The 19,321-nt window shown below is 64.3% G+C and carries 22 protein-coding genes; 1 reads left to right on the plus strand and 21 read right to left on the minus strand.

Annotated elements, in window-relative coordinates; translation table 11 throughout:
* Window positions 1-116: 116 nt before the first annotated feature.
* The 6 genes from argB to rpmH all read right to left on the minus strand — a co-directional run bounded on the left by argB (window position 117) and on the right by rpmH (window position 4,388).
* The gene (argB, locus tag QEG70_RS06955; protein WP_308720003.1) at window positions 117-1,022 is read right to left on the minus strand and encodes an acetylglutamate kinase; all 906 of its coding nucleotides are present in this window, start codon (window positions 1,020-1,022) and stop codon (window positions 117-119) included.
* 79 nt (window positions 1,023-1,101) lie between these two features.
* Entirely contained in the window at window positions 1,102-1,767 is a 666-nt protein-coding gene (gene yihA, locus QEG70_RS06960) for a ribosome biogenesis GTP-binding protein YihA/YsxC (protein ID WP_308720219.1), read from the minus strand.
* 14 nt (window positions 1,768-1,781) lie between these two features.
* Window positions 1,782-3,545 carry a membrane protein insertase YidC gene (gene yidC / locus QEG70_RS06965; RefSeq protein ID WP_308720004.1) on the minus strand — a complete coding sequence of 588 codons (1,764 nt, stop codon included), beginning with the start codon at window positions 3,543-3,545 and terminating at the stop codon, window positions 1,782-1,784.
* Window positions 3,545-3,829, minus strand: a complete 285-nt coding sequence (gene yidD, locus QEG70_RS06970) for a membrane protein insertion efficiency factor YidD (RefSeq protein WP_061271551.1) — start codon at window positions 3,827-3,829, stop codon at window positions 3,545-3,547. The genes yidC and yidD overlap by 1 nt, the downstream gene beginning before the upstream one ends.
* Window positions 3,826-4,176, minus strand: a complete 351-nt coding sequence (gene rnpA / locus QEG70_RS06975) for a ribonuclease P protein component (RefSeq protein ID WP_308720220.1) — start codon at window positions 4,174-4,176, stop codon at window positions 3,826-3,828. Before rnpA ends, yidD begins: the two co-directional genes overlap by 4 nt.
* 77 nt (window positions 4,177-4,253) lie before the next feature.
* Window positions 4,254-4,388: a 50S ribosomal protein L34 gene (rpmH, locus tag QEG70_RS06980; protein ID WP_078526639.1), complete on the minus strand. Its 135-nt coding sequence runs from the start codon at window positions 4,386-4,388 to the stop codon at window positions 4,254-4,256.
* Window positions 4,389-4,541: 153 nt separating this feature from the next.
* Between rpmH and QEG70_RS06985 the strand changes: the two genes are divergently transcribed.
* Window positions 4,542-4,769: a hypothetical protein gene (locus QEG70_RS06985; RefSeq protein WP_308720005.1), complete on the plus strand. Its 228-nt coding sequence runs from the start codon at window positions 4,542-4,544 to the stop codon at window positions 4,767-4,769.
* A gap of 6 nt (window positions 4,770-4,775) precedes the next feature.
* Here the strand turns inward: QEG70_RS06985 and gloA are convergent, their stop codons facing one another.
* The 15 genes from gloA to rnc all read right to left on the minus strand — a co-directional run bounded on the left by gloA (window position 4,776) and on the right by rnc (window position 19,321).
* Window positions 4,776-5,174, minus strand: a complete 399-nt coding sequence (gene gloA / locus QEG70_RS06990; protein WP_308720006.1) for a lactoylglutathione lyase — start codon at window positions 5,172-5,174, stop codon at window positions 4,776-4,778.
* Between the two features lie 14 nt (window positions 5,175-5,188).
* A complete protein-coding gene (locus QEG70_RS06995; RefSeq protein ID WP_308720007.1) occupies window positions 5,189-6,058 on the minus strand; it encodes an LpxI family protein in 870 nt (289 codons plus the stop codon).
* Window positions 6,048-6,941, minus strand: a complete 894-nt coding sequence (lpxA, locus tag QEG70_RS07000) for an acyl-ACP--UDP-N-acetylglucosamine O-acyltransferase (RefSeq protein ID WP_308720008.1) — start codon at window positions 6,939-6,941, stop codon at window positions 6,048-6,050. The genes QEG70_RS06995 and lpxA overlap by 11 nt, the downstream gene beginning before the upstream one ends.
* Window positions 6,942-7,001: 60 nt before the next feature.
* Complete coding sequence (gene fabZ, locus QEG70_RS07005) at window positions 7,002-7,487, minus strand: 3-hydroxyacyl-ACP dehydratase FabZ (RefSeq protein WP_061271642.1); 486 nt, start codon at window positions 7,485-7,487, stop codon at window positions 7,002-7,004.
* A 93-nt stretch (window positions 7,488-7,580) separates the two neighbouring features.
* Window positions 7,581-8,663: a UDP-3-O-(3-hydroxymyristoyl)glucosamine N-acyltransferase gene (gene lpxD, locus QEG70_RS07010; RefSeq protein WP_308720009.1), complete on the minus strand. Its 1,083-nt coding sequence runs from the start codon at window positions 8,661-8,663 to the stop codon at window positions 7,581-7,583.
* 10 nt (window positions 8,664-8,673) lie between these two features.
* Window positions 8,674-9,528: an OmpH/Skp family outer membrane protein gene (locus QEG70_RS07015; protein ID WP_308720010.1), complete on the minus strand. Its 855-nt coding sequence runs from the start codon at window positions 9,526-9,528 to the stop codon at window positions 8,674-8,676.
* Between the two features lie 7 nt (window positions 9,529-9,535).
* Window positions 9,536-12,004 carry an outer membrane protein assembly factor BamA gene (gene bamA, locus QEG70_RS07020; RefSeq protein ID WP_475704681.1) on the minus strand — a complete coding sequence of 823 codons (2,469 nt, stop codon included), beginning with the start codon at window positions 12,002-12,004 and terminating at the stop codon, window positions 9,536-9,538.
* 141 nt (window positions 12,005-12,145) lie between these two features.
* On the minus strand, window positions 12,146-13,255 hold the full coding sequence (gene rseP / locus QEG70_RS07025) for an RIP metalloprotease RseP (protein WP_308720011.1): 1,110 nt from the start codon (window positions 13,253-13,255) through the stop codon (window positions 12,146-12,148).
* A gap of 48 nt (window positions 13,256-13,303) precedes the next feature.
* Complete coding sequence (gene dxr, locus QEG70_RS07030) at window positions 13,304-14,461, minus strand: 1-deoxy-D-xylulose-5-phosphate reductoisomerase (protein ID WP_308720012.1); 1,158 nt, start codon at window positions 14,459-14,461, stop codon at window positions 13,304-13,306.
* 44 nt (window positions 14,462-14,505) lie between these two features.
* Complete coding sequence (locus QEG70_RS07035; RefSeq protein WP_308720013.1) at window positions 14,506-15,351, minus strand: phosphatidate cytidylyltransferase; 846 nt, start codon at window positions 15,349-15,351, stop codon at window positions 14,506-14,508.
* The gene (gene uppS, locus QEG70_RS07040; protein ID WP_374762562.1) at window positions 15,335-16,096 is read right to left on the minus strand and encodes a polyprenyl diphosphate synthase; all 762 of its coding nucleotides are present in this window, start codon (window positions 16,094-16,096) and stop codon (window positions 15,335-15,337) included. Before uppS ends, QEG70_RS07035 begins: the two co-directional genes overlap by 17 nt.
* A 45-nt stretch (window positions 16,097-16,141) precedes the next feature.
* Window positions 16,142-16,708 carry a ribosome recycling factor gene (frr, locus tag QEG70_RS07045; protein WP_061271562.1) on the minus strand — a complete coding sequence of 189 codons (567 nt, stop codon included), beginning with the start codon at window positions 16,706-16,708 and terminating at the stop codon, window positions 16,142-16,144.
* 67 nt (window positions 16,709-16,775) lie between these two features.
* Window positions 16,776-17,516, minus strand: a complete 741-nt coding sequence (gene pyrH, locus QEG70_RS07050; RefSeq protein ID WP_078526615.1) for a UMP kinase — start codon at window positions 17,514-17,516, stop codon at window positions 16,776-16,778.
* Between the two features lie 117 nt (window positions 17,517-17,633).
* Complete coding sequence (gene era / locus QEG70_RS07055) at window positions 17,634-18,548, minus strand: GTPase Era (protein WP_308720014.1); 915 nt, start codon at window positions 18,546-18,548, stop codon at window positions 17,634-17,636.
* Entirely contained in the window at window positions 18,545-19,321 is a 777-nt protein-coding gene (gene rnc / locus QEG70_RS07060) for a ribonuclease III (RefSeq protein WP_308720015.1), read from the minus strand. Before rnc ends, era begins: the two co-directional genes overlap by 4 nt.

Raw genomic sequence — 19,321 nt, forward strand, 5'->3', positions numbered from 1 at the left:
GGTTTTACCGGCCTGTCATGGCCGCAAACCTGTATTAATTTGCCAGCGGACCATGCGGAGGATCAGGGGGAATGTCAACGCATCCTCCTGCCCGCAGGCCCGCGTGGCACTGCGCATCATGCGCTGCGAATGAGGGTTCCTGGCCCGGCTTCGGTAAAGAGTTCGAGCAGGCAGGCATGCTGCACCCGGCCATCAAGGATCACGGCGGCCTTGGCGCCGGCGCGCACGGCCTCGAGGCAGGTTTCCACCTTGGGGATCATCCCGCCCGAGATCATGCCGCTGGCAATGCCCTTGCGCGCATCCTCGGCCGTGAGTTCGGGGATCAGCTTGCCATTACCATCAAGCACACCGGGCACGTCGGTCAGCATCAGCAGGCGGCTGGCATTGACCGCGCCTGCAATGGCACCCGCGGCCGTATCGGCATTGATGTTGTAGGTCTCGCCACTGGCACTGCTGCCAATCGGCGCAATGACCGGAATCAGCCCCGAGCCGGACAGCGCATAGATCACGCGCGGGTCGATGCGCTCGGGCTCGCCCACGAAGCCAAGGTCGAGCAGGCGATCGGTTTCCACGCCGTTTTCACGCGCGCGGCGGACGAGCCTGCGCGCGGTGATCAGCCCGCCATCCAGCCCCGAAATGCCCACCGCCAGCGCGCCAGCACGGTTGATGAGACCCGCCACCTGCTTGTTCACCTTGCCGCCGAGCACCATCTCGATCACATCGATCATGGCGGCATCGGTCACGCGCAGGCCGTCGATGAAGGAGGATTCGATCTGCAGGCGCTTGAGCATGGCGCTGATCTGCGGGCCACCGCCATGCACCACCACCGGGTTCACACCCACCTGCTTGAGCAGAGCAATATCATGGCCGAATGCGGTGGAGAGCGTGGTGTCAACCATCGCACTGCCGCCATATTTCACTACAACCGTATCACCCGCATAGCGCCGCAGATAAGGCAGCGCCCTGGCCAGAACCTCGGCGCGAGCCTGTGCGTCCTGATCAGCCGATCCTGTTCCTGTCATCCGAACGGTTCCTTCGCTCCTGACTGCTTCATATCCATTGCCCCCGGCGCACCAGCGCAGGAGCAGGCCCGCATCCGGCCTAGACCGGGTTGGCCAGGCGGGCGAGTTCGGCCCGCAATTCCTCAATCCCGGCCCCGGTCGTACTGCTCGTGGCCAGCACATCGGGGAAGGCTGCGGCATGCGCGCGCACGATCTCGCCCACCGCGCGCAGCTTGGCTGCCAGCGCTGGTGGCTTGGGTACGTCGCACTTGGTCAGCACGACCTGAAAGGTCACGGCCGCGCGGTCGAGCATCTTCATGATCTCTTCGTCGCTGGCCTTGAGTTCCACCCGGCTGTCAAGTAGCAGCACCACGCGGCGCAGCGTGGGCCTGCCGCGCAGGTAGGAGAACATCATGCCCTGCCAGTCTTCCTTCACCGCCTTCGCCGCCTTGGCAAAACCGTAGCCCGGCATGTCAACGAGGGTAAGGCGGTCGGCAAGTTCAAAGAAGTTGAGCTGCTTGGTCCGTCCCGGCTCGGACGAGGCGCGCGCCAGCGCCCTGCGCCCGGTCAGCGCGTTGATCAGGCTGGACTTGCCCACGTTGGAGCGACCGGCAAACGCGATCTCGGGCAGGATCGGGTCAGGCAGTTGCCCGAGCTTCTGCGCGCCAAACACGAAGTTGAATTCACCGGCAAACAGCACGCGACCGATCTCACGGTCGCGTTCCATTTCCTCTGGCGTGGGGGCGGGGGTCGAGAAATCCACCATGTTGGTCCCTGCGGTCATTTCTTCCCGGCCGGCAGCTTGGCCTGGCCGGTCGCGGCGGCGGCCTTCGTGTTCATGCGGTGCTGGATCACGGTCTGCTGCAGCATGGTCAGCAGGTTGTTCCAGCAATAATAGATCACGAGGCCAGCGGGCTGGCGCGCCATGAAGAAGGTGAAGATGATCGGCATGAACTGGAACATCTTCTGCTGCGCCGGATCAACCGAAGGGGCCGGGTTCAGCTTCTGCTGGATGAACATGGTCAGCCCGAACGCCATCGGCCACAGGCCGAGCTGGAGCATGGGCGAGATGACCGCAGGATCCCACGGGATCAGCCCGAACAGGGTGAACAGGTTTGTGGGGTCAAAGGCCGAAAGGTCATGGATCCAGCCAAAGAACGGCGCATGACGCATCTCGATGGTCACGTACAGGTCCTTGTACAGGCACCAGAACACCGGGATCTGCAGCAGCATGGGCAGGCAGCCGCTGGCAGGGTTCACGCCTTCCTGCTTGTACAGCGCGATCATCTGCTGGTTGAGCGCCATCTGGTCGTCTTTATAGCGCTCGCGCAGGGCTTTGATCTTGGGCTGGAGCTGGCGCATCTTGCCCATGGAATGGAACTGCTTGGTGGCCAGCGGGAAGAACAGCGCCTTGACCAGCAGGGTGAACGCCATCAGGGCCAGACCAAAATTGCCCAGCATGGTGTTCAGCCAGTCCAGCACCGTGAAGATGGGGCGCGTGAGGAACGCAAACCAGCCAAAATCAACCGCTTTCCAGAAATCGGGGATATGCAGGCTGGACTCGTATTTCTCCAGCAGCGGCACTTCCTTCGCACCGGCAAAGACATGGCTTTCGGTGCTGGCCTCGCCACCTGCCGCCACGACAAGCGGCGCACGCGCGGTAAAGCCGACATCATAGATGCCCTTGTCCCCGCCCTGCGATGCAAAGGCGTAGTTGGCCGCCACATCGCTATCCTGCTGCGGAATTACGGCAGAAAGCCAGTATTTGTCGGTAATGCCAGCCCAGCCACCCTGGCCGGACTTGGACCACGCAATGTTGCCCGGTGGCACGGCGGCCTTGCGCAGCGACTTGTAGGAGCTTTCATCAAGCCGGTGATCAATGACCGAGATCGGCCCCTCATGCACCAGGTAGCCACCCGTCTCGACCGGGGTGTAGCCGCGCTCCACGCGTGAGAACGGATAGAGCGACACCCCCTCGCCACCATGGTTGACCACCTTCTGCGTGACCGTGAACATGTAGTTGGGGTCGATGGCGATGGCGATCTGGAACACCTGGCCCTGCCCGTTATCCCAGCTCAGAGTCACGGGCTGCGTCTCGGTCAGTTTGTCGTGGTCGGCGGTCCATACCGTATTGGCATCGGGCACGCGCACCTGGCCACCGCTGACATTGGTCCAGCCCACCTCGACAAGGTTGGGCTGCTCCTCGCCGCGCGGCGCGAGCACGCGCACGAGCGGGCTGCCGTCCTTGACGGTTTCATGGTAATTCTTGAGCACGAGGTCATCGAGCCGCGCACCACGCAGGTCGAGCGAGCCAGCCACCCGGCCGGCATCGATCGTAACCCGCGGGTCGGGCGCATCAGGCTTCGCCGCCTGGTCAGCCGCCGGGGTGGCTGCAGCATCGCCTGCGGCAGGCGCTGGGGCCGGTGCTGGCGCGGGCGCCTGCTGCTCGACCGTCTTATGGTTCTGCTGTGGCAGGAAATATTCGAAACCGACCAGCACCACGGCAGACAGTGCTGTTGCCACCATAAAACGCTTGATATCCATCAGCGACCCGCCAGACTTTTACTGTTTTGCATGCCACAGCCGCAGGCCGTGCCGGGAACAGGGTCGTGACCGCCCGCGTTCCACGGGTTGCAGCGCAGGATGCGCCACCCGGCCAGCACGCTACCACGCCCTGCCCCATGAAGGGCAATCGCGTCGCGCGCATAATGACTGCATGAAGGAGTGAAACGGCAATGCGCCCCCCAGATGGGGCGAATCACCAGTTGATACGCGCGAATCATTGCGCGCAGCACATGGGCAGGCAGGCTGATGGAAGACGTGCTCACGATCCTTCCTTCACCCCGGCCTTGCTCAGGGCCTTGCGGTAATCGGCCAGAAGCGACTCGAACCGCCGCCCCCGCGTGCCAGAACGGCCTATGACCACGATATCGACGCCTTCAAGCGCCCGCTCGCGGCCCATAATCCGCACGACCTCACGCAGGCGCCGCCGCACGCGATTGCGCACGACAGAATTACCTACTTTTTTGGTAACGGTAAAACCAAAACGGGCGGCATCCGCGTCACCGCGTTCAAGCGCCTGCAGCACCAGCCCCGGCATGGGGGCCTTGCGGCCTTTGGCCGCGACCCGCAGGAACTCGGCGCGTTTTTTAAGACGCGTGGACTGATCGGCCACTTCAAGCCGCCCCTTTAGTAGAGACATTCATCGTTGCGGGCCTCGAAAAGGCCCGTAACGTCAAGACGTCACCTGCCTCAGGCAGAAAGACGCTTGCGGCCCTTGCTGCGACGGTTTGCAACAATCTTGCGGCCACCAACGGTTTCCATACGCGAACGGAAGCCGTGGCGACGCTTGCGGACCAGCTTCGAGGGTTGATACGTGCGCTTCACAACGGCACTCCCAGATTGACAATGACAGACAGGTTACGGAATAAATTCCATCAGGCCCTACACCATGCACAGGACCCGAGCGGCGCCTTATACTGCCGCTTTCGGGCAACGTCAATGCTGCCCGCCCCTTGAGCCCGAACCGGATGATTTTCCATGTCCAGCCCCAGCCCCGACTCCATTACTGCCATGACCGAAGCGCTCAGGCGGCACATCCACGATATTCGCGGCCACCTCTCGCCTGCCATGCTGCGGGCGGATTCGCTGGCCCTGAGCAAAGATGAACGCACGCGAACTGCCGCGCGCGACATTATTGCAGCCCTCGAGGCCACCACGAAGGAACTCAGCGCCATGCGCCGCCTGCTGCCCGCGCGCCAGCCCTGACGGCAATCAGGCGTGGGGGTGCTTTTCGATCAGTTCGATCTTGTAGCCATCCGGGTCTTCCACAAAGGCGATGAAGGTGGTGCCGAATTTGACCGGCCCCGGCTCGCGCGTGACCTTGCCGCCACCGGTACGCACCTTCTCCACCAACGCTTTCACATCCGGCACGCCCAGCGCGAAGTGACCGAAACCGGTGCCCACGTCATAGCCATCATCAACGCCCCAGTTATAGGTCAGCTCGATTTCGGCCTGGCCTGCGGCATTGTCTCCATAGCCAATGAACACAAGGGTGTATTTGCCTTCCGGCACCACCTTGCGCCGTAGCTCCTGCATGCCCAGCAACTGGTAGAAGGCAAGGCTTGCCTCGAGGTTGCGCACGCGCACCATGGTATGAAGGTAAGTTCCCACTGGCGTTTGTCCCTTCAGGTTGTTTTTGCGTCCCCGCCCGCAAATCCGGCCAGAAACAGCCCGGCTTCATCCGCCATGGCAATGCAGGCGGCAGGATCGGTCATGAGCGTGGCCCCCGCCTCGATGGCAATGCCGCGCAGCCCTGCAGCCGCAGCGCCTGCTACCGTGCGCGGCCCGATTGTGGGCAGGTCGGCGCGGCGCTCCTGGCCGGGCTTGACCATCTTGACCAGAACGCCGCCGGGCCGGTCGGGTTGCCGCAACGCGCCCACGCGCTCGAGCATGCGGTCCGTGCCTTCCAGCGCCTCGACCGCCAGCACCAGCCCGCCCTGCACCACGCAGCCCTGCCCGATATCAAGCGCACCAAGCTGGCGCACCACCCGGCGACCGAGTTCCATGTCAGCCAGAGCCGCTTCATCAGGCGCGTGCTGTCCCATCGCGCCCCGACGGGCCACGGAACCGGCAAGATATTCATGTGCGCCGCGAATGGTGAAGCCTTCCTCGCCCAGCACCCGCACGATGGCGCCAAGCAGGCCGTCATCGCCCGCGAACAGGGCCTTGCCGATGCGCGCCAGAATGCGCGCCCCCGTGGCATCAGGCCGCAGATTGACAAGGGAGGGCCTCCGCACCGGGCCAATCAGCACTAGGTCGCGGCAGCCATGTTCATGCAGGGCGGACAGGATTTCACCCGCCGCGGCAAGGCGAATCATGCGGTGGGGCCAGGGGCCGATCACATCCGGCTCGGCAAACCCCTGGAAGCCCACGATAAAGACCTGCCCGCCAGCCTGCGTTACCGCGCGGGCCACCTGGCCGGGCAACGGGCCGCCCCCGGCAAGGATGCCGACACACTGCCCCGCAAGCCGACCGGCTCCGTGCTCAGGCGCCATCGCTCTCGATCATGTCGCCGCTCTGCACGCGCACGAGCCCGCGATGGCTGGGAGCTGCGATAAAATCGAGAATTTCAACCACGCGGGCATCATCGGCATAGGTCTTGCGCACATGCTCGAGCCGGGTCTGGAACACGGTGCCGGTAGCATGCGCCGCCTTGGGATACAGCGCGCGGAACGCCTGGCGCATGCGCCGGATCTCGTCAGGCTGCACGCCGTTGCGCCGCAGCCAGATCCAGTGCAGCCCCACCAGTCGCGCGCGGTTGCCCAGCACGCTGCCATACGGGATCACGTCAGCTTCCACGCCACACACACCGCCCACAAGGGCCGCATGGCCAATGCGCACGAACTGGTGCAGCGCCGCCGCCCCCATGATGCGGGCACCATCGCCAATCGTGACATGGCCACCCATGACCACGTTGTTGACGATAATCACCCCGCGCCCGAGCGTGCAGTCATGCGCCACATGCGAGTTGGCCATGATCAGGCAGTCCGGCCCGATGCGGGTAATACCCGTGCCCGTGGCCGTGCCGCGATGAATGGTCACGTTTTCACGGATGATGGTGCGGGCACCCACCACGCACGCGGTCGGCTCGCCCCTGTATTTCAGGTCCTGCGGCGCCATGCCCACGGTGGTGAACGGGTAGCACACGACCCCTTCACCCAGCGTGGTATGGCCGTCAATCACCACATGCGAGATCAGTTCGACATTATCGCCAATCTCGACATCAGGCCCCACCGTGCACCACGGCCCGATCCGGACCCCGCCACCAATGCGCGCCCGGCTGGAAACAATGGATGACGGATGGATTTCAGGCGCTTTGTCGCGCCGTTCATCGAGTTGGGTACCGTTAGATGAACTTCCTGCCAGAATAGCCTCCATCCCCGCAAGTAACTATGGCTTCACGAACCGGCACCGCGCAGCAGCCGGTTTCCTGCGGGATTACCCCATGATCATGGCGCTGAACGTTGCCTCGGCAACGGACACGCCATCAACGCGCGCAACGCCCTTGAACTTCCAGACATTGGCACGGCTGCGTTCCTTCTCCACATGAATGTGCAGCTGGTCGCCCGGGCCGACGGGGCGGCGGAACTTCGCGCCGTCGATGGTCATGAAATAGACCAGCTTGCCCTCGAAGGCCTGCCCGAGCGTCAGCACCACCAGGGCTGCTGCGGTCTGGGCCATCGCCTCGATGATGAGCACGCCCGGCATGACGGGGCGGGCAGGAAAATGCCCCTGGAAATGCGGCTCGTTGACCGTGACATTCTTGATGCCAACCGCCGACTGCCCCAGCACGATATCGACCATGCGGTCAATCAGCAGGAACGGATAGCGATGAGGAATCGCTTCCATGATCCGCATGATGTCAATCGATTCCAGGGTCGCGGGCTTGGCGTCCGCTGGCAGTGCCTCTACTTCTTTATCCACGTCGTCCAACCACTTGTTCGGTAAGGAGGGAAAACCTGCCACCAGATGGGCGCGGCGCCTCCTACCGGTTGAATATCTGATGACGTCTGGCGATCAGGCCCTGTCAGCCTTTTCCCCGCCGCCATCCTGCGTCGTTTTCCTGGCCATTCGACGCAGAAAGGCCACGTTCCGGAAGAATTCCCGGAAAGGCATCGCCGGACTGCCGATCACGTCGGCTCCGGCATCCACATCGGACATGACACCACACTGCGCCCCGATCCGGGCCTTGGCACCGATCTTGATATGCCCGATCAGCCCGGCCTGCGCCGCGACGGTCACGAAATCACCGAGTTCGGTAGAACCGGAAATCCCTGCCTGGGACACGACGATACAGCAGCGTCCCAGCCGCGCATTATGGCCAATCTGCACCAGATTGTCGAGGCGCGAGCCCGCACCGATCACGGTATCACGGATCGAGCCGCGATCCACCGTCGAATTGGCGCCGATCTCCACGCCATCTTCCAGGATGACACGGCCAAGCTGCGGCACGTTCTCGAAGCCCTCGGGCGTGACGGCAAAGCCAAACCCGTCCTGCCCGATGCGCGCGCCAGGCAGCAGGGTCACCCGCTCGCCAAGCAGCGCGTGCGAGATGGCGACATGCGCGCCAATACGGCAGCGCGTACCAATCTCGACACCCGCGCCAATGCTGGCATGGGTGCCGATATCCACCCCCGCCCCCACGCGCACCCGCTCACCAAGCACGGCAAACGCGCCGATAGCGGCGGTCGGATCAATCTCGCAGCCCGCGCCGATTACGGCGGTGGGGTGAATGCCCGGCACAACCGGCGGCGCGGGATAGAACAGCGTGGCGATTCGCGCCCATGCCTGGTACGGCGCGCGCGATACCAGCACCGCCGCATGCGCGGGCACCTTGTCGGCAAAGGCGGGGGCCACGATCACGGCCCCGGCACCTGTGCCTTCAAGCAGGGGCAGATAGCGGCGGTTATCAAGAAAGCTGACCTGCGCGCGCGTGGCGGATTGCAGGGGGGCGATGCCGGTAAAGCGGCGCGCCTCGCCGCCATCCTTCGCCTCGCGCAGTTCGGCGCCGCTGCAGCGGGCCAGGTCCGCCAGATCAAATGGCCCCTGCGTCACAAAGAAGCGTGGATCGCCTGGTATGTTGTCCGGCGTCACTGTCATGAAACGGACCTTAATGCTTGGCGGGCGCAGCAGCCGCCGGGGCGGGAGCGGGCTTGTCGGCATCGGCCGTGGTGGGCATGGTGCCCGATTTGGCCAGCACCTCGGGGTCGGCATCCGCCGCGGGGATGAAGACGGTGGGCAGCACGGCGTTAAGCTGGGTTGCCACCTGCTGCGTAACGTCAAGCGGCTCCTGGCTCAGGGCCACCTGCTCACGGTGCAGCACAAGGTTCATGCCGCGGCTGGCGGCCACCTGCCGAATGATCTGCACCAGTTCACGCTCGATCTGGCCCAACGCCACCTGAGCCGCCTCCTGAATGACGCGGTTGCGGTTGCGAAAATCCTTCTGCGCCGCCATGACCCGCTCCTGCAGCTTGCGCTCCTGGGCCTGGATCTGGTCGGAGGCCATGGTCTTTGCCTGGCCCTGCAGCTTCTGCTGCTCATCACGCCAGCCAGCCTGCTCCTTCTGCGCCTCCCGCGCGAGGTCATCACGCCGGGCGCCGAGCACGCGCTCGGCCTGCTGGGCGGCACTCGACAGGCGCATCACTTCGGGCACGCTGATCACACCAATGACGGGTGCCGGCGGTGGCGCGCTCTTGGGCACGTCAGGCGCCTTGGGCACGGGCGGCAGCGGCAGGATCGGCGGATTCTGGGACTGCGCCTCCTCCATATCGGTCGGGGCGGTGGCGAGCGGCATGGGGGGGGCTGCCTCGCGCTGGGGGGCATGGGCCGCAGGCTGCGACGCCTTGGGCACGAACCACCCGGCATTGCCGCCGGATCCCTGCGCATGGGCGCTCGATACGGCCTGATATCCCCACCCGAGCAGAGCGGTTGCGGCAAGCAGACGGATGCCGGATTTACGCAACATTATCACCTCAGAATTGTTGGCCGAAGCCGAAGCGGAGCAGCTGGGTCCTGTCATTGGTTCCCTTGTGCAGAGGAACACCCAGATCGATATTCACGAGACCGAACGGACTCTTCCACGCAATGCCCACGCCTGTCGAGACAACAGGTGTCAGCGTATCGTCATAGACCGGGGTATATTTCGGCCAGTCCTTCATGGAGGTGTAGCGACGGCGCACGCGCAGGCCATCGAGGCCACCCATATCCACGAAGTAACGGCCCTTGATGCCCATGGCCGAGGCGAACGGAATGGGGAAGTCCACCTGCGCCGAAGCCGTATACATGAACCGGCCACCCAGGAAGTCCTGCTGCGAATGCATCGGGTTGCCGTCACGCGCGGGAATGGCATAGCTTCGCGGCCCGACGCCACCATCCATGAAGCCGCGCAGCGAGTTACCACCAAGATAGAAGTTATCGATGATGTCGCTGCGACCGCCACCCCAGTTCATGATGTCGCCCGCGCCACCACGGAAGCTGACGGTCCAGTCATGGTTGCCCATGATGCTGTCGAGCGGAATGTAGTAGGCGGCATCGACCTTGCCACGCAGGTAGCGCTCGTTGCCGCCGATACCCGCAAAGTCACCGCCCACACGTACCACGAAACCTTTATGCGGTTGCTGCCGCCGGTCGCGTGTATCGTATGTCAGTGTGGTGCTCAGCTGCGACAGCAGCGACCAGCCGGACTGGTCCTGCACGTAATACGACGAATCCGACCATGTATCATCCACCTGCCGGTCGGTCAGCGTATAGCTCCACGACTGCGACAGGTGGTTGTTGTAGGAATAGCCCATCCGCAGCGTGATGCCATACCGGCCTTCAGAGTAGCTCTGATAGGTCATGTAATGGTTCTGCATGCCGAAGATATCGATACCGGCCACAAGGTTGCGGTTGAGGAAATACGGGTCGGTCAGCGAGATGTCGGCCTGGTCTTCATAATACGCGGCGGTGCCGGTAAAGCCGGCATCGATGCCGGTGCCGAGCAGGTTATGCTGCTTGAGGCCAAGGTTGCCGAGCACGCCCGCATCGGTCGAATAACCGCCACCAAGCGAGAACTCGCCGGTGGGCTTTTCCACCACATCGGCCGAGATGTTAACCTTGTCCGGCGCGGAACCCGGGGTCTGGTCGATCGACACGGTCTTGAAGAAGCCGAGGTCTTCAAGAATCATCTTGGAATATTTGCGGTCGAGCGGGGTGTACGGGTCGCCTTCTGCCATGGGCAACTGGCGGCGGATCACCTTGTCTTCCGTAATGGTGTTGCCGTTGATGTCGATGCGCTCGACATACATCCGCGGCCCTTCGCTGATATCGAACAGCAGGTTGACGGTGCGCTTTTCGGGGTTGCGGGCAATCTCGGGGTGCACCATGGCGAAGGGATAGCCCTTGCCCTGCAGCATCTCCTGCATGTTGGTGGCGTTATGCTGGATCGCGCTGCCATCGTACCACTGCCCGTGGAAAAGCGAGATGTACTTCTTCATCGAATCCGCCGAGACATGCCGCAGCGAGGACTGCACGCTCATCTTGTTCAGGCGGTAGCGCGGGCCTTCTTCCATCGTATAGGTGATGTAGAAGCTCTTGCGGTCGGGCGAGAGCTCGCCCGTGGCGTTCTTGACCTGAAAATCGACAAAGCCGTTCTTGAGGTAGAAACGATGCAGCAGTTCAGCGTCGTATTTGATGCGCTCGGGGTTGTACTGGTCGCTTGAGGCAAAGAAGCGGTACCATGCCGTCTCCTTCGAGGAGACAATGCCCGCGAGTTGCGCGCTGCTGAACGACTTGTTGCCAACGAACGTGACCTTCTTGATCAGGGTCTTCTGCGCTTCGTTGATATGGAAGATCACATCCACCCGGTTATGCGCGAGCCGGATGATCTGGGGGGTGACGGTGGCGGCGTAACGCGCCTTTTCGGCATAGACGCCCAGAATCTTCTGCCGGTCGGCCGCGATGCCCTGCGGCGAGTAGACCGCGCGCGGGCGCAGCGAGATGACCTTGGTCAGGTCCTCATCCTTGGCGGCGTGATTGCCCTCGAACACGATGCGGTTGACAATCGGATTCTCGACCACATGCACTTCAAGCACGTTACCCACGCGCTTGAGCGTTACATCATGGAACAGGCCGGTGGCGTAGAGCGTCTTGAGCGAACGGTCGAGCAGATCCTGATTGAACCGGTCACCGGGCTGCACGACCATGTAGGACAGGATGGTGCTGGTCTCGATCCGGCTGTTGCCCTTGATGTCAACCGCCTCGATCGGGTCCTCCAGCGGGGGGGGCTTGATTGCCTCCACCTGGGGGGCCTGAGCCTCATCCGCGCCGCTGGGCGCCGCCTCTCCACTGAATGGCGTGTTCTGTGCCGCTTCATCCTGTGCGTAGGCGCCAGCGGTCCAGAACAGCGGCACAACGCAGACAGACGCAAGCAGCGCTGAACGTTTACTCGACAATATCGCTATTCCTCACCACTCGGCATGCGGATCAGCCATGCATTAAGACCGGATGGAGGGCCGGCTCCCTTCCTGTCATGTATCAGCCTTGGTGGCGCACCTATCCGATATACACCACACTGTGCAAGCACTTGTATCACTCAGTGCACCTTACCCGTGTCCAGCGCGCGAGGCGAGCCACTGAAACAGCCCAAAATGTGACAGATCGTTAAATGTCGAAAACAGGAATAGCCCGGCAATGAGGGCGAAGCCAACCTGGAAGCTGACCTCCTGCACCCGGCGCGATACCGGTCGCCCCAGAATAGCCTCAAAAATATAAAATACCAGTCGCCCGCCATCAAGAATCGGCACCGGGAACAGGTTGATCAGCCCAAGATTGATCGACAGCAGCGCCATGAAGGAAACCAGGCTCGCCACCCCGTACTGCGCCACCTGCCCCGACATCTGGGCAATGCGCAGCGGGCCGCCAAGATCCTTGGCGGTGTGCTGGCCGGTGACCATCTGCCACAGCCCCTCAAGCGTCTGGACCGAAACGTTCCACGTCTCCTTCACCGCCGAGACGAAGGCGTGCGGCACGGATTGCGGCTTGTCCATTGCAACGGCAAAGAGCACGCCAAGCTGCCCCTGCGACTTGCCACCCTTTTCCGTTACACTGCCAATATGGACGGGCAGCGTGCTGTCGCCTCCGGCGCGGTGAATGCCCAGCGTGGTGTCGAGGCCCGGCCGGGCGGCCACGAAGTCGTGCAGGTCGGTCGCGTCACGCACGGCATGATCGCCCACGCGCGTGATCACATCGCCCTTCTCCACCCCGGCCACGGCGGCCGCACTGCCTGACATCACCATGTCAACCTGCGTCAGCAGGTGCGGCTGGCCCGTCGTGGCATACAGGCCGGTAAACAGCACGATGGCGAGCAGGAAATTGAAAACCGGCCCCGCCAGGATCACGATGGCCCGCGAGCCCACCGGCTTGTCATGGAAGGTGCGACCGGGCTGCCAGGCGGCCTTCTGTTCCTCGGTCGCGTCCTCCGGCCCTTCGAATCCGTGCGGGCGCACGTAACCGCCAAGCGGAACCGGGCACAGCCGCCATTCCGTGCCCACGCTGTCATGCCAGCGCAGCAGCGGGCGACCGAAACCGATCGAAAACACCTCGACATGCACGCCACGCCAGCGGGCGGCAAGATAGTGACCAAGTTCGTGGATGAAGACCAGCACTCCCAACACGAAGGAGAACGCCAGAAGGGTCCGGATCAGATCATGCATGAATGCTACGCTATCCCCCGATGGCCGCCATGACCATCCACAATCACATCAAGCTGCGCGGGCAGCGGTGCGCAGGCGGGCGACACGGCGGGCCTCGCCATCCCAGTGCAGGACCTGCTCCAGCGTATCCGCGCGCTGCGGCCCGATGGACTGCATCACGTCCTCGACGATGCGGGCAATATCAAGGAAGCCGATTTCGCGCTTGAGGAAAGCCTCGACCGCGATCTCATTCGCCCCCGACAGGATGGCCGGCATGGCCCCGCCCTCGCGCAGGGATTCGCGCGCAAGGCGTAGCGCGGGGAAGCGGACTTCATCAGGCGCTTCAAAATCAAGCCGCGCCAGCGCCGCAAGGTCGAGCCGGGGCGAGTTGGTGGGCATGCGCTTGGGCCAGGCCAGCGTGTGGGCGATGGGGATGCGCATGTCAGCCGAGCCAAGCTGGGCCACGATGGAGCCATCGGTATACTGCACCATGCCATGCACGACCGATTGCGGGTGCACGACCACGCCAAGCTTGTCCTCGGTCACGTTGAACAGGCGGGCGGCCTCGATCAGTTCCAGCCCCTTGTTGAACATGGTGGCGGAATCGATGGTGATCTTGGCCCCCATGGTCCAGGTCGGGTGCTTGAGCGCGGCTTCAAGCGGGGCCTTTTCCATTTCCTCAAGCGTGGCGCGGCGGAACGGCCCGCCCGATGCGGTGAGGATGATCTGCTCGACCTCATCGGCCTGCTTGTCGGCCATGGACTGGAACACCGCGTTATGCTCGGAATCGACCGGCAGTAGCGTTGCCCCCGCATCGGCCACGGCCTTGAGCATGACATCGCCCGCGCAGACCAGCGCCTCCTTGTTGGCAAGGGCCACGGCATTGCCGTTCTTGACCGCCGCCAGCGTGGGTTCCAGCCCGGTCGCCCCCGTAATGGCCGCCATGGTCCAGTCAACCGGCAGGCTTGCCGCCTCAATCACGGCCTTGCGGCCACCGGCAGCCTCGATGCCCGTGCCCGCCAGCAGGGTTTCCAGTTCCGGCAGCAGGGTTTCATCAGCAATGACCGCGCGGCGGGCACTCAGGGCACGGGCCTGCTCGGCCAGCTTGGCCACATTGCGCCCGCCCACCAGCGCGCCGGTGCTGAACTGCCCGGGCGCCTGCAGCAGCAGGTCCACCGTGGAGCAGCCGATGCTGCCCGTACTGCCCAGAACGGAAACTGTCTTCATTGCAACCTTATTCCCCAAAACGTCCCATGACCGGGACCATGGCTTCAGTGCTGGCCCACATACCAGAAAGCCGCCCGTCCTGCCGCCCCCAAAGACAGCAGGGCCGCCATGGGGGCCGCGACCAGCAGCCCGTCAAAACGGTCGAGCAGGCCGCCATGGCCGGGCAGGATGGTGCCCGAATCCTTTACGCCACGCGCCCGCTTGAGCGCGCTTTCCGCAAGATCCCCCACCTGGGCGGCAAGGGCGATCACCCCGCCAAACACGGCACCCCGCCACAGCGCGCCCGGCTGGGCTGCGGGCATGAGGCCTGCGATCAGCATGCCGCCGAGCACCGCGCAGGCAAGGCCGCCAATGGAGCCTGACCACGTCTTGGCGGGCGAAATGCGCGGCGCCAGCTTGGGGCCACCAAACAGGCGGCCTGTCATGTAGGCCCCGGTATCGCTCAGCGCCACGCAGGCCACGACAAACAGGACCACCCCTGCCCCCGGGTCACTCATGGCGCGCAGCCACAGCAGCGACAATCCGGCACAGCCAATGGCCACCTGCCCCGCCCCAAGGGCCGGACCAAGCACAAGCCCCGCCACCATGACCAGCAGCGCGCCGCTCCAGTGGCCCGCCACGGCGGCAAAACCGATGCACGCGGCCCATGCCATGCACAACTGCCCGCGCCTTGTATCAAGCCCGAAGCCGAACATCCGCGCCCACTCGACCGCCATGCCCGCCATGGCCAGCACGATCATCGCGCCATAAAGCAGGCCGCCATACCACACGCACAGCCCGGCGCACGGTATCAGCACCGCAGCCGACAGCACGCGCGCGCGCAGGTCTTTCCAGTTGCCGGATTTTGCAGGCGCGCCAGAAGCCGCCGTCCCTTCACGCCGGTCTTGCACCGAATCGCCTTTCACGCCGCGAATAGATCTCGAGCACGGTATCGAAATGCGCTTCGTCAAAATCCGGCCACGGCGTGTCGAGAAAAACCAGCTCGGCATAGGCCGACTGCCACAGCAGGAAGTTCGACAGGCGGCTCTCGCCGCTGGTGCGCACCACCAGGTCGGGGTCCGGCATGCCTGCGGTCAGCAGGGCGCTGGCAAAGAGGGATTCATCAATCTCGTCAGCCGCGATATCGCCCCGCGCCACGGCCTGCGCCATGCGGGCCGCTGCCTGCACGATATCCGCCCGCCCGCCATAGGAAAGCGCAAGAACCAGCACCAGCCGGTCATTGCCCATGGTCACCTGCTCGGCACGCCGCGCTTCTTCCTGAATATCAGGGGGGAAGCGCGTCAGGTCGCCAATGATGCGCAGCCGCACGCCTTCGCGCGACAGTTCGGCCACCTTGTGGCGCAGGTAAAAGCGCAGTAGCCCGGTCAGGTCAGCGACCTCGCCGGGCGTGCGCCGCCAGTTTTCCGATGAAAAGGCATAAAGCGTCAGCCACTTCACGCCACGCTTGATCGCAACCGTAATAGTGCGCTGCACCGCCTCGGCCCCGGCGCGATGGCCCGCCAGCAGCGGCAGCCCCCGCATGTTGGCCCAGCGCCCGTTGCCATCCATGATGATGGCAACATGCTCGGGCAGGCATGCAGCGCCTGCAACCGGATGATCTGACCCGGACAAGACCTGATCGTCCTCCTTAGTCATGCGCGATAGGGGGTGGGGTAAAGCGGGACAGGATGCACGGACGGGTCAGACCTGCTTGATCTCGCGTTCTTTCTCGACCAGCAGGTCGTCCACGCGCTTGACATACTGGTCCGTCAGCTTCTGAATCGCGTCAGACCATGTCTTGACGTCGTCCTCGCTGATGTCGCCCGCCTTCTCCAGCTTCTTGGTCTGGTCCATGCCATCGCGGCGCACGCCACGCACGGCAATCTTGCCGTTCTCGGCATATTTGCCAGCGGCGCGGGCCAGTTCGTTGCGGCGCTCTTCCGTCAACTGCGGAATGGGCACGCGCACGGTCTGGCCATCGGCCGCCGGGTTCAGGCCCAGCCCGGCGTCGCGGATCGCGCGCTCGACAGCACCCACCAGCGTGCGGTCCCATACCTGCACGGTCAGCATGCGCGCCTCGGGCACGGCAATGGAGCCGACCTGCGTGAGCGGCACTTCGCCGCCATAGGCTTCAACCCGCACCGGCTCAAGCAGGGCCGGGCTGGCGCGGCCTGAACGCAGGCCCGCGAAATCACGACGCAGGCTTTCGATGGCGCCGTCCATGCGGCGGGTCAGATCCGCCAGCAAACTTTTCTGATCGACAGACACTGTGGCCCTCCTCCTAATAATCAGTCCATCGCCTGGCGCATTTGCGCCACGGGCAATCCGGCGTGCGTCAGTCCGCCGCCACGATGGTGGTAAAACGCCCCTCGCCCCGCATCACGCGCGAGAAGGGTTCCTGGCCGTGAATGTTGAAGACCACGATGGGCAGGCGGTTCTCGCGCGCCAGGCTGATGGCGGCGGCATCCATGACATTGAGGTCATTGGCCAGCACATCGCGGTAGGTCAGCGTGTCATACCGCGTGGCATCGGGGTGCTTGCGCGGGTCGGCGGAATACACGCCATCAACCTGCGTGCCCTTGAACAGGGCGTCGCATTCCATTTCGGCCGCGCGCAGCGCAGCACCCGTATCGGTGGTGAAGAACGGGTTGCCGGTACCTGCGGCGAAGATCACCACCCGCCCCTTTTCCATGTGCCGCACGGCGCGACGGCGGATATAGGGCTCGGCGATGGAAGACATGTGGATGGCCGTCATGACCCGCGTGGGCACGCCGTGGCGCTCGAGCGAGTTCTGCATGAGCAGCGCGTTGATCACGGTGGCCAGCATGCCGGCGTAATCGCCCTGTGCGCGGTCCATGCCCCGCGCCGCCGCCGCAACCCCACGGAAGATGTTGCCGCCGCCGATGACAAGGCACACCTCGACCCCGGTCCGCGCCACGGCCGCCACGTCAACCGCAATGGCGTCAACCGTTGCCGGGTCAACGCCGTAAGACCCGCTCCCCATCAGGGCCTCGCCTGACACCTTGAGCAGAACACGCTTGTATGACGGAGCGGGGGTTTTGACGGGCTGGGTCATTGGGCCTCGGAACAGGTCAGGCAAACAGGGCTAGGGACGGGCAGGCCGCCCGGCCATGCCCTGTCATATAGACGGATGCCCCCCCCCACAAGCCGATGATGCCGCTCTTTTGAGGATTCAGGAAATGTCATCCAGGCCGATGGCACGCAGGCGGGCGCGCTCCTCGTCCCATCCCGCGCGTTCCTTCACATTGAGGAAAAGGTGGCAGTTACGGCCCAGAAGGCGGCCAAGTTCGCGCCGCGCCTTCTCGCCAATGGCGCGAATCCGGCTGCCCCTGTCGCCAATCAGGATCGCCTTGTGCGAAGCGCGCGTGACATAGATCGTGACCTCGATGCGCACCGAGCCGTCCGGGCGTTCCTCAAAGCTTTCCGTCTCCGCCGTGGCGGCATAGGGCACTTCCTGATGGGTCTGCAAGAATACCTGCTCGCGCACCATCTCGGCGGCCAGCAGGCGGTCGGGCAGGTCGGTCAGGTCATCCTCGGGGTAGAGATAGGGGCTTTCGGGCAGCTCGGCGGCGATCCGGTCGAGCAGGTCGTCCACCCCCTCGCCCGAGCGCGCGCTGACCATGAACACATGCTCGACGGGCAGGATGGCGGAAATCTGCGCCGTGAGCGGCAGCAGCATGTCGCGCCTGACGAGGTCGGTCTTGTTGAGCACCAGCCACAGCCTGCGCTTCTGTTCGGCAAGCCGCTCGGCTATGGCGCGCAGTGCATCGGTCATGCCTGCGCGGGCATCGACGATGAGCAGGGTGATGTCCGCATCTTCCGAGCCGGTCCAGGCGGCGGCGACCATGGCGCGGTCGAGCTTGCGCTTGGGCTGGAAGATGCCCGGCGTATCGACAAGCAGCATCTGGGTGGTGCCGCGCATGAGAATGCCCAGCACCCGAAAGCGCGTGGTCTGCGCCTTGGGGCTGACGATGGACAGCTTGGTGCCCGCCATGCGGTTGAGCAGCGTGGACTTGCCCGCGTTGGGCGCGCCCACAATGGCCACGAAACCGCAGCGTGTCGTATGATCAGTATCCTGGCCGGTCATTGTCCCTGCCCTTTACGGTTCGTGGTGGTGGCGGCCTGGCTGTCCACGCCCAACTGGCGCAGCAGGTCCGATGCGGCATCGCTTTCAGCCGCGCGCTTACTACCCGCAATGCCCTGGCCGGTCTTGCCCTGCGCATCAACCGCAATGACAAAACGCGGCGCGTGCGATGGGCCGTCCGATGAGACGACACGGTACTGCGGCAGCGGCAGCCCGCGCCCGAGCACCCATTCCTGCAAGGCTGTCTTGGGGTCCTTGGGCGGGCGGGCCTGGGCCGTGATGGCCTCGCGCCACATGCGCCGCACGAAGGCGCGGGCCGGATCAAGCCCGCCATCAAGATACATGGCACCAAGCACCGCCTCGACCGCATCGGCCAGCACGGTGGCCATCTGCCGCACGCCTGCGCGCGCTTCATGCTCGGCTACGTCAAGCGCCGATTGCAGCCCCATTTCATGGGCCACCTGCGCCAGCACCGTGCGCGAAACCAGATGGGCATGCCGTGGGCCAAGGGCGCCTTCCTGCTCATCGGGAAAGCGCTCGATCAGCCATTCGGCCATGACGAGGCCAAGCACCCGGTCGCCGATGAATTCAAGGCGCTCGTTCGACCCTGCCCCGCGCCTGGCCACGCTGAGGCGCGTGCGGCGGTTGCCGCTGCGCTCATGCGCTGCCGAGCGATGCGTGAGCGCGCGCAGCAAAAGCTCGGGGCGGGCGAAGTGATAGTCCAGGCACGCCTCCAGCCGCCTGATCTCGGCCGCGGGAACGCGCTCGGCCTCCAT

It is taken from the genome of Komagataeibacter xylinus (genome assembly GCF_031081985.1).
Taxonomy (GTDB): domain Bacteria; phylum Pseudomonadota; class Alphaproteobacteria; order Acetobacterales; family Acetobacteraceae; genus Komagataeibacter; species Komagataeibacter xylinus_E.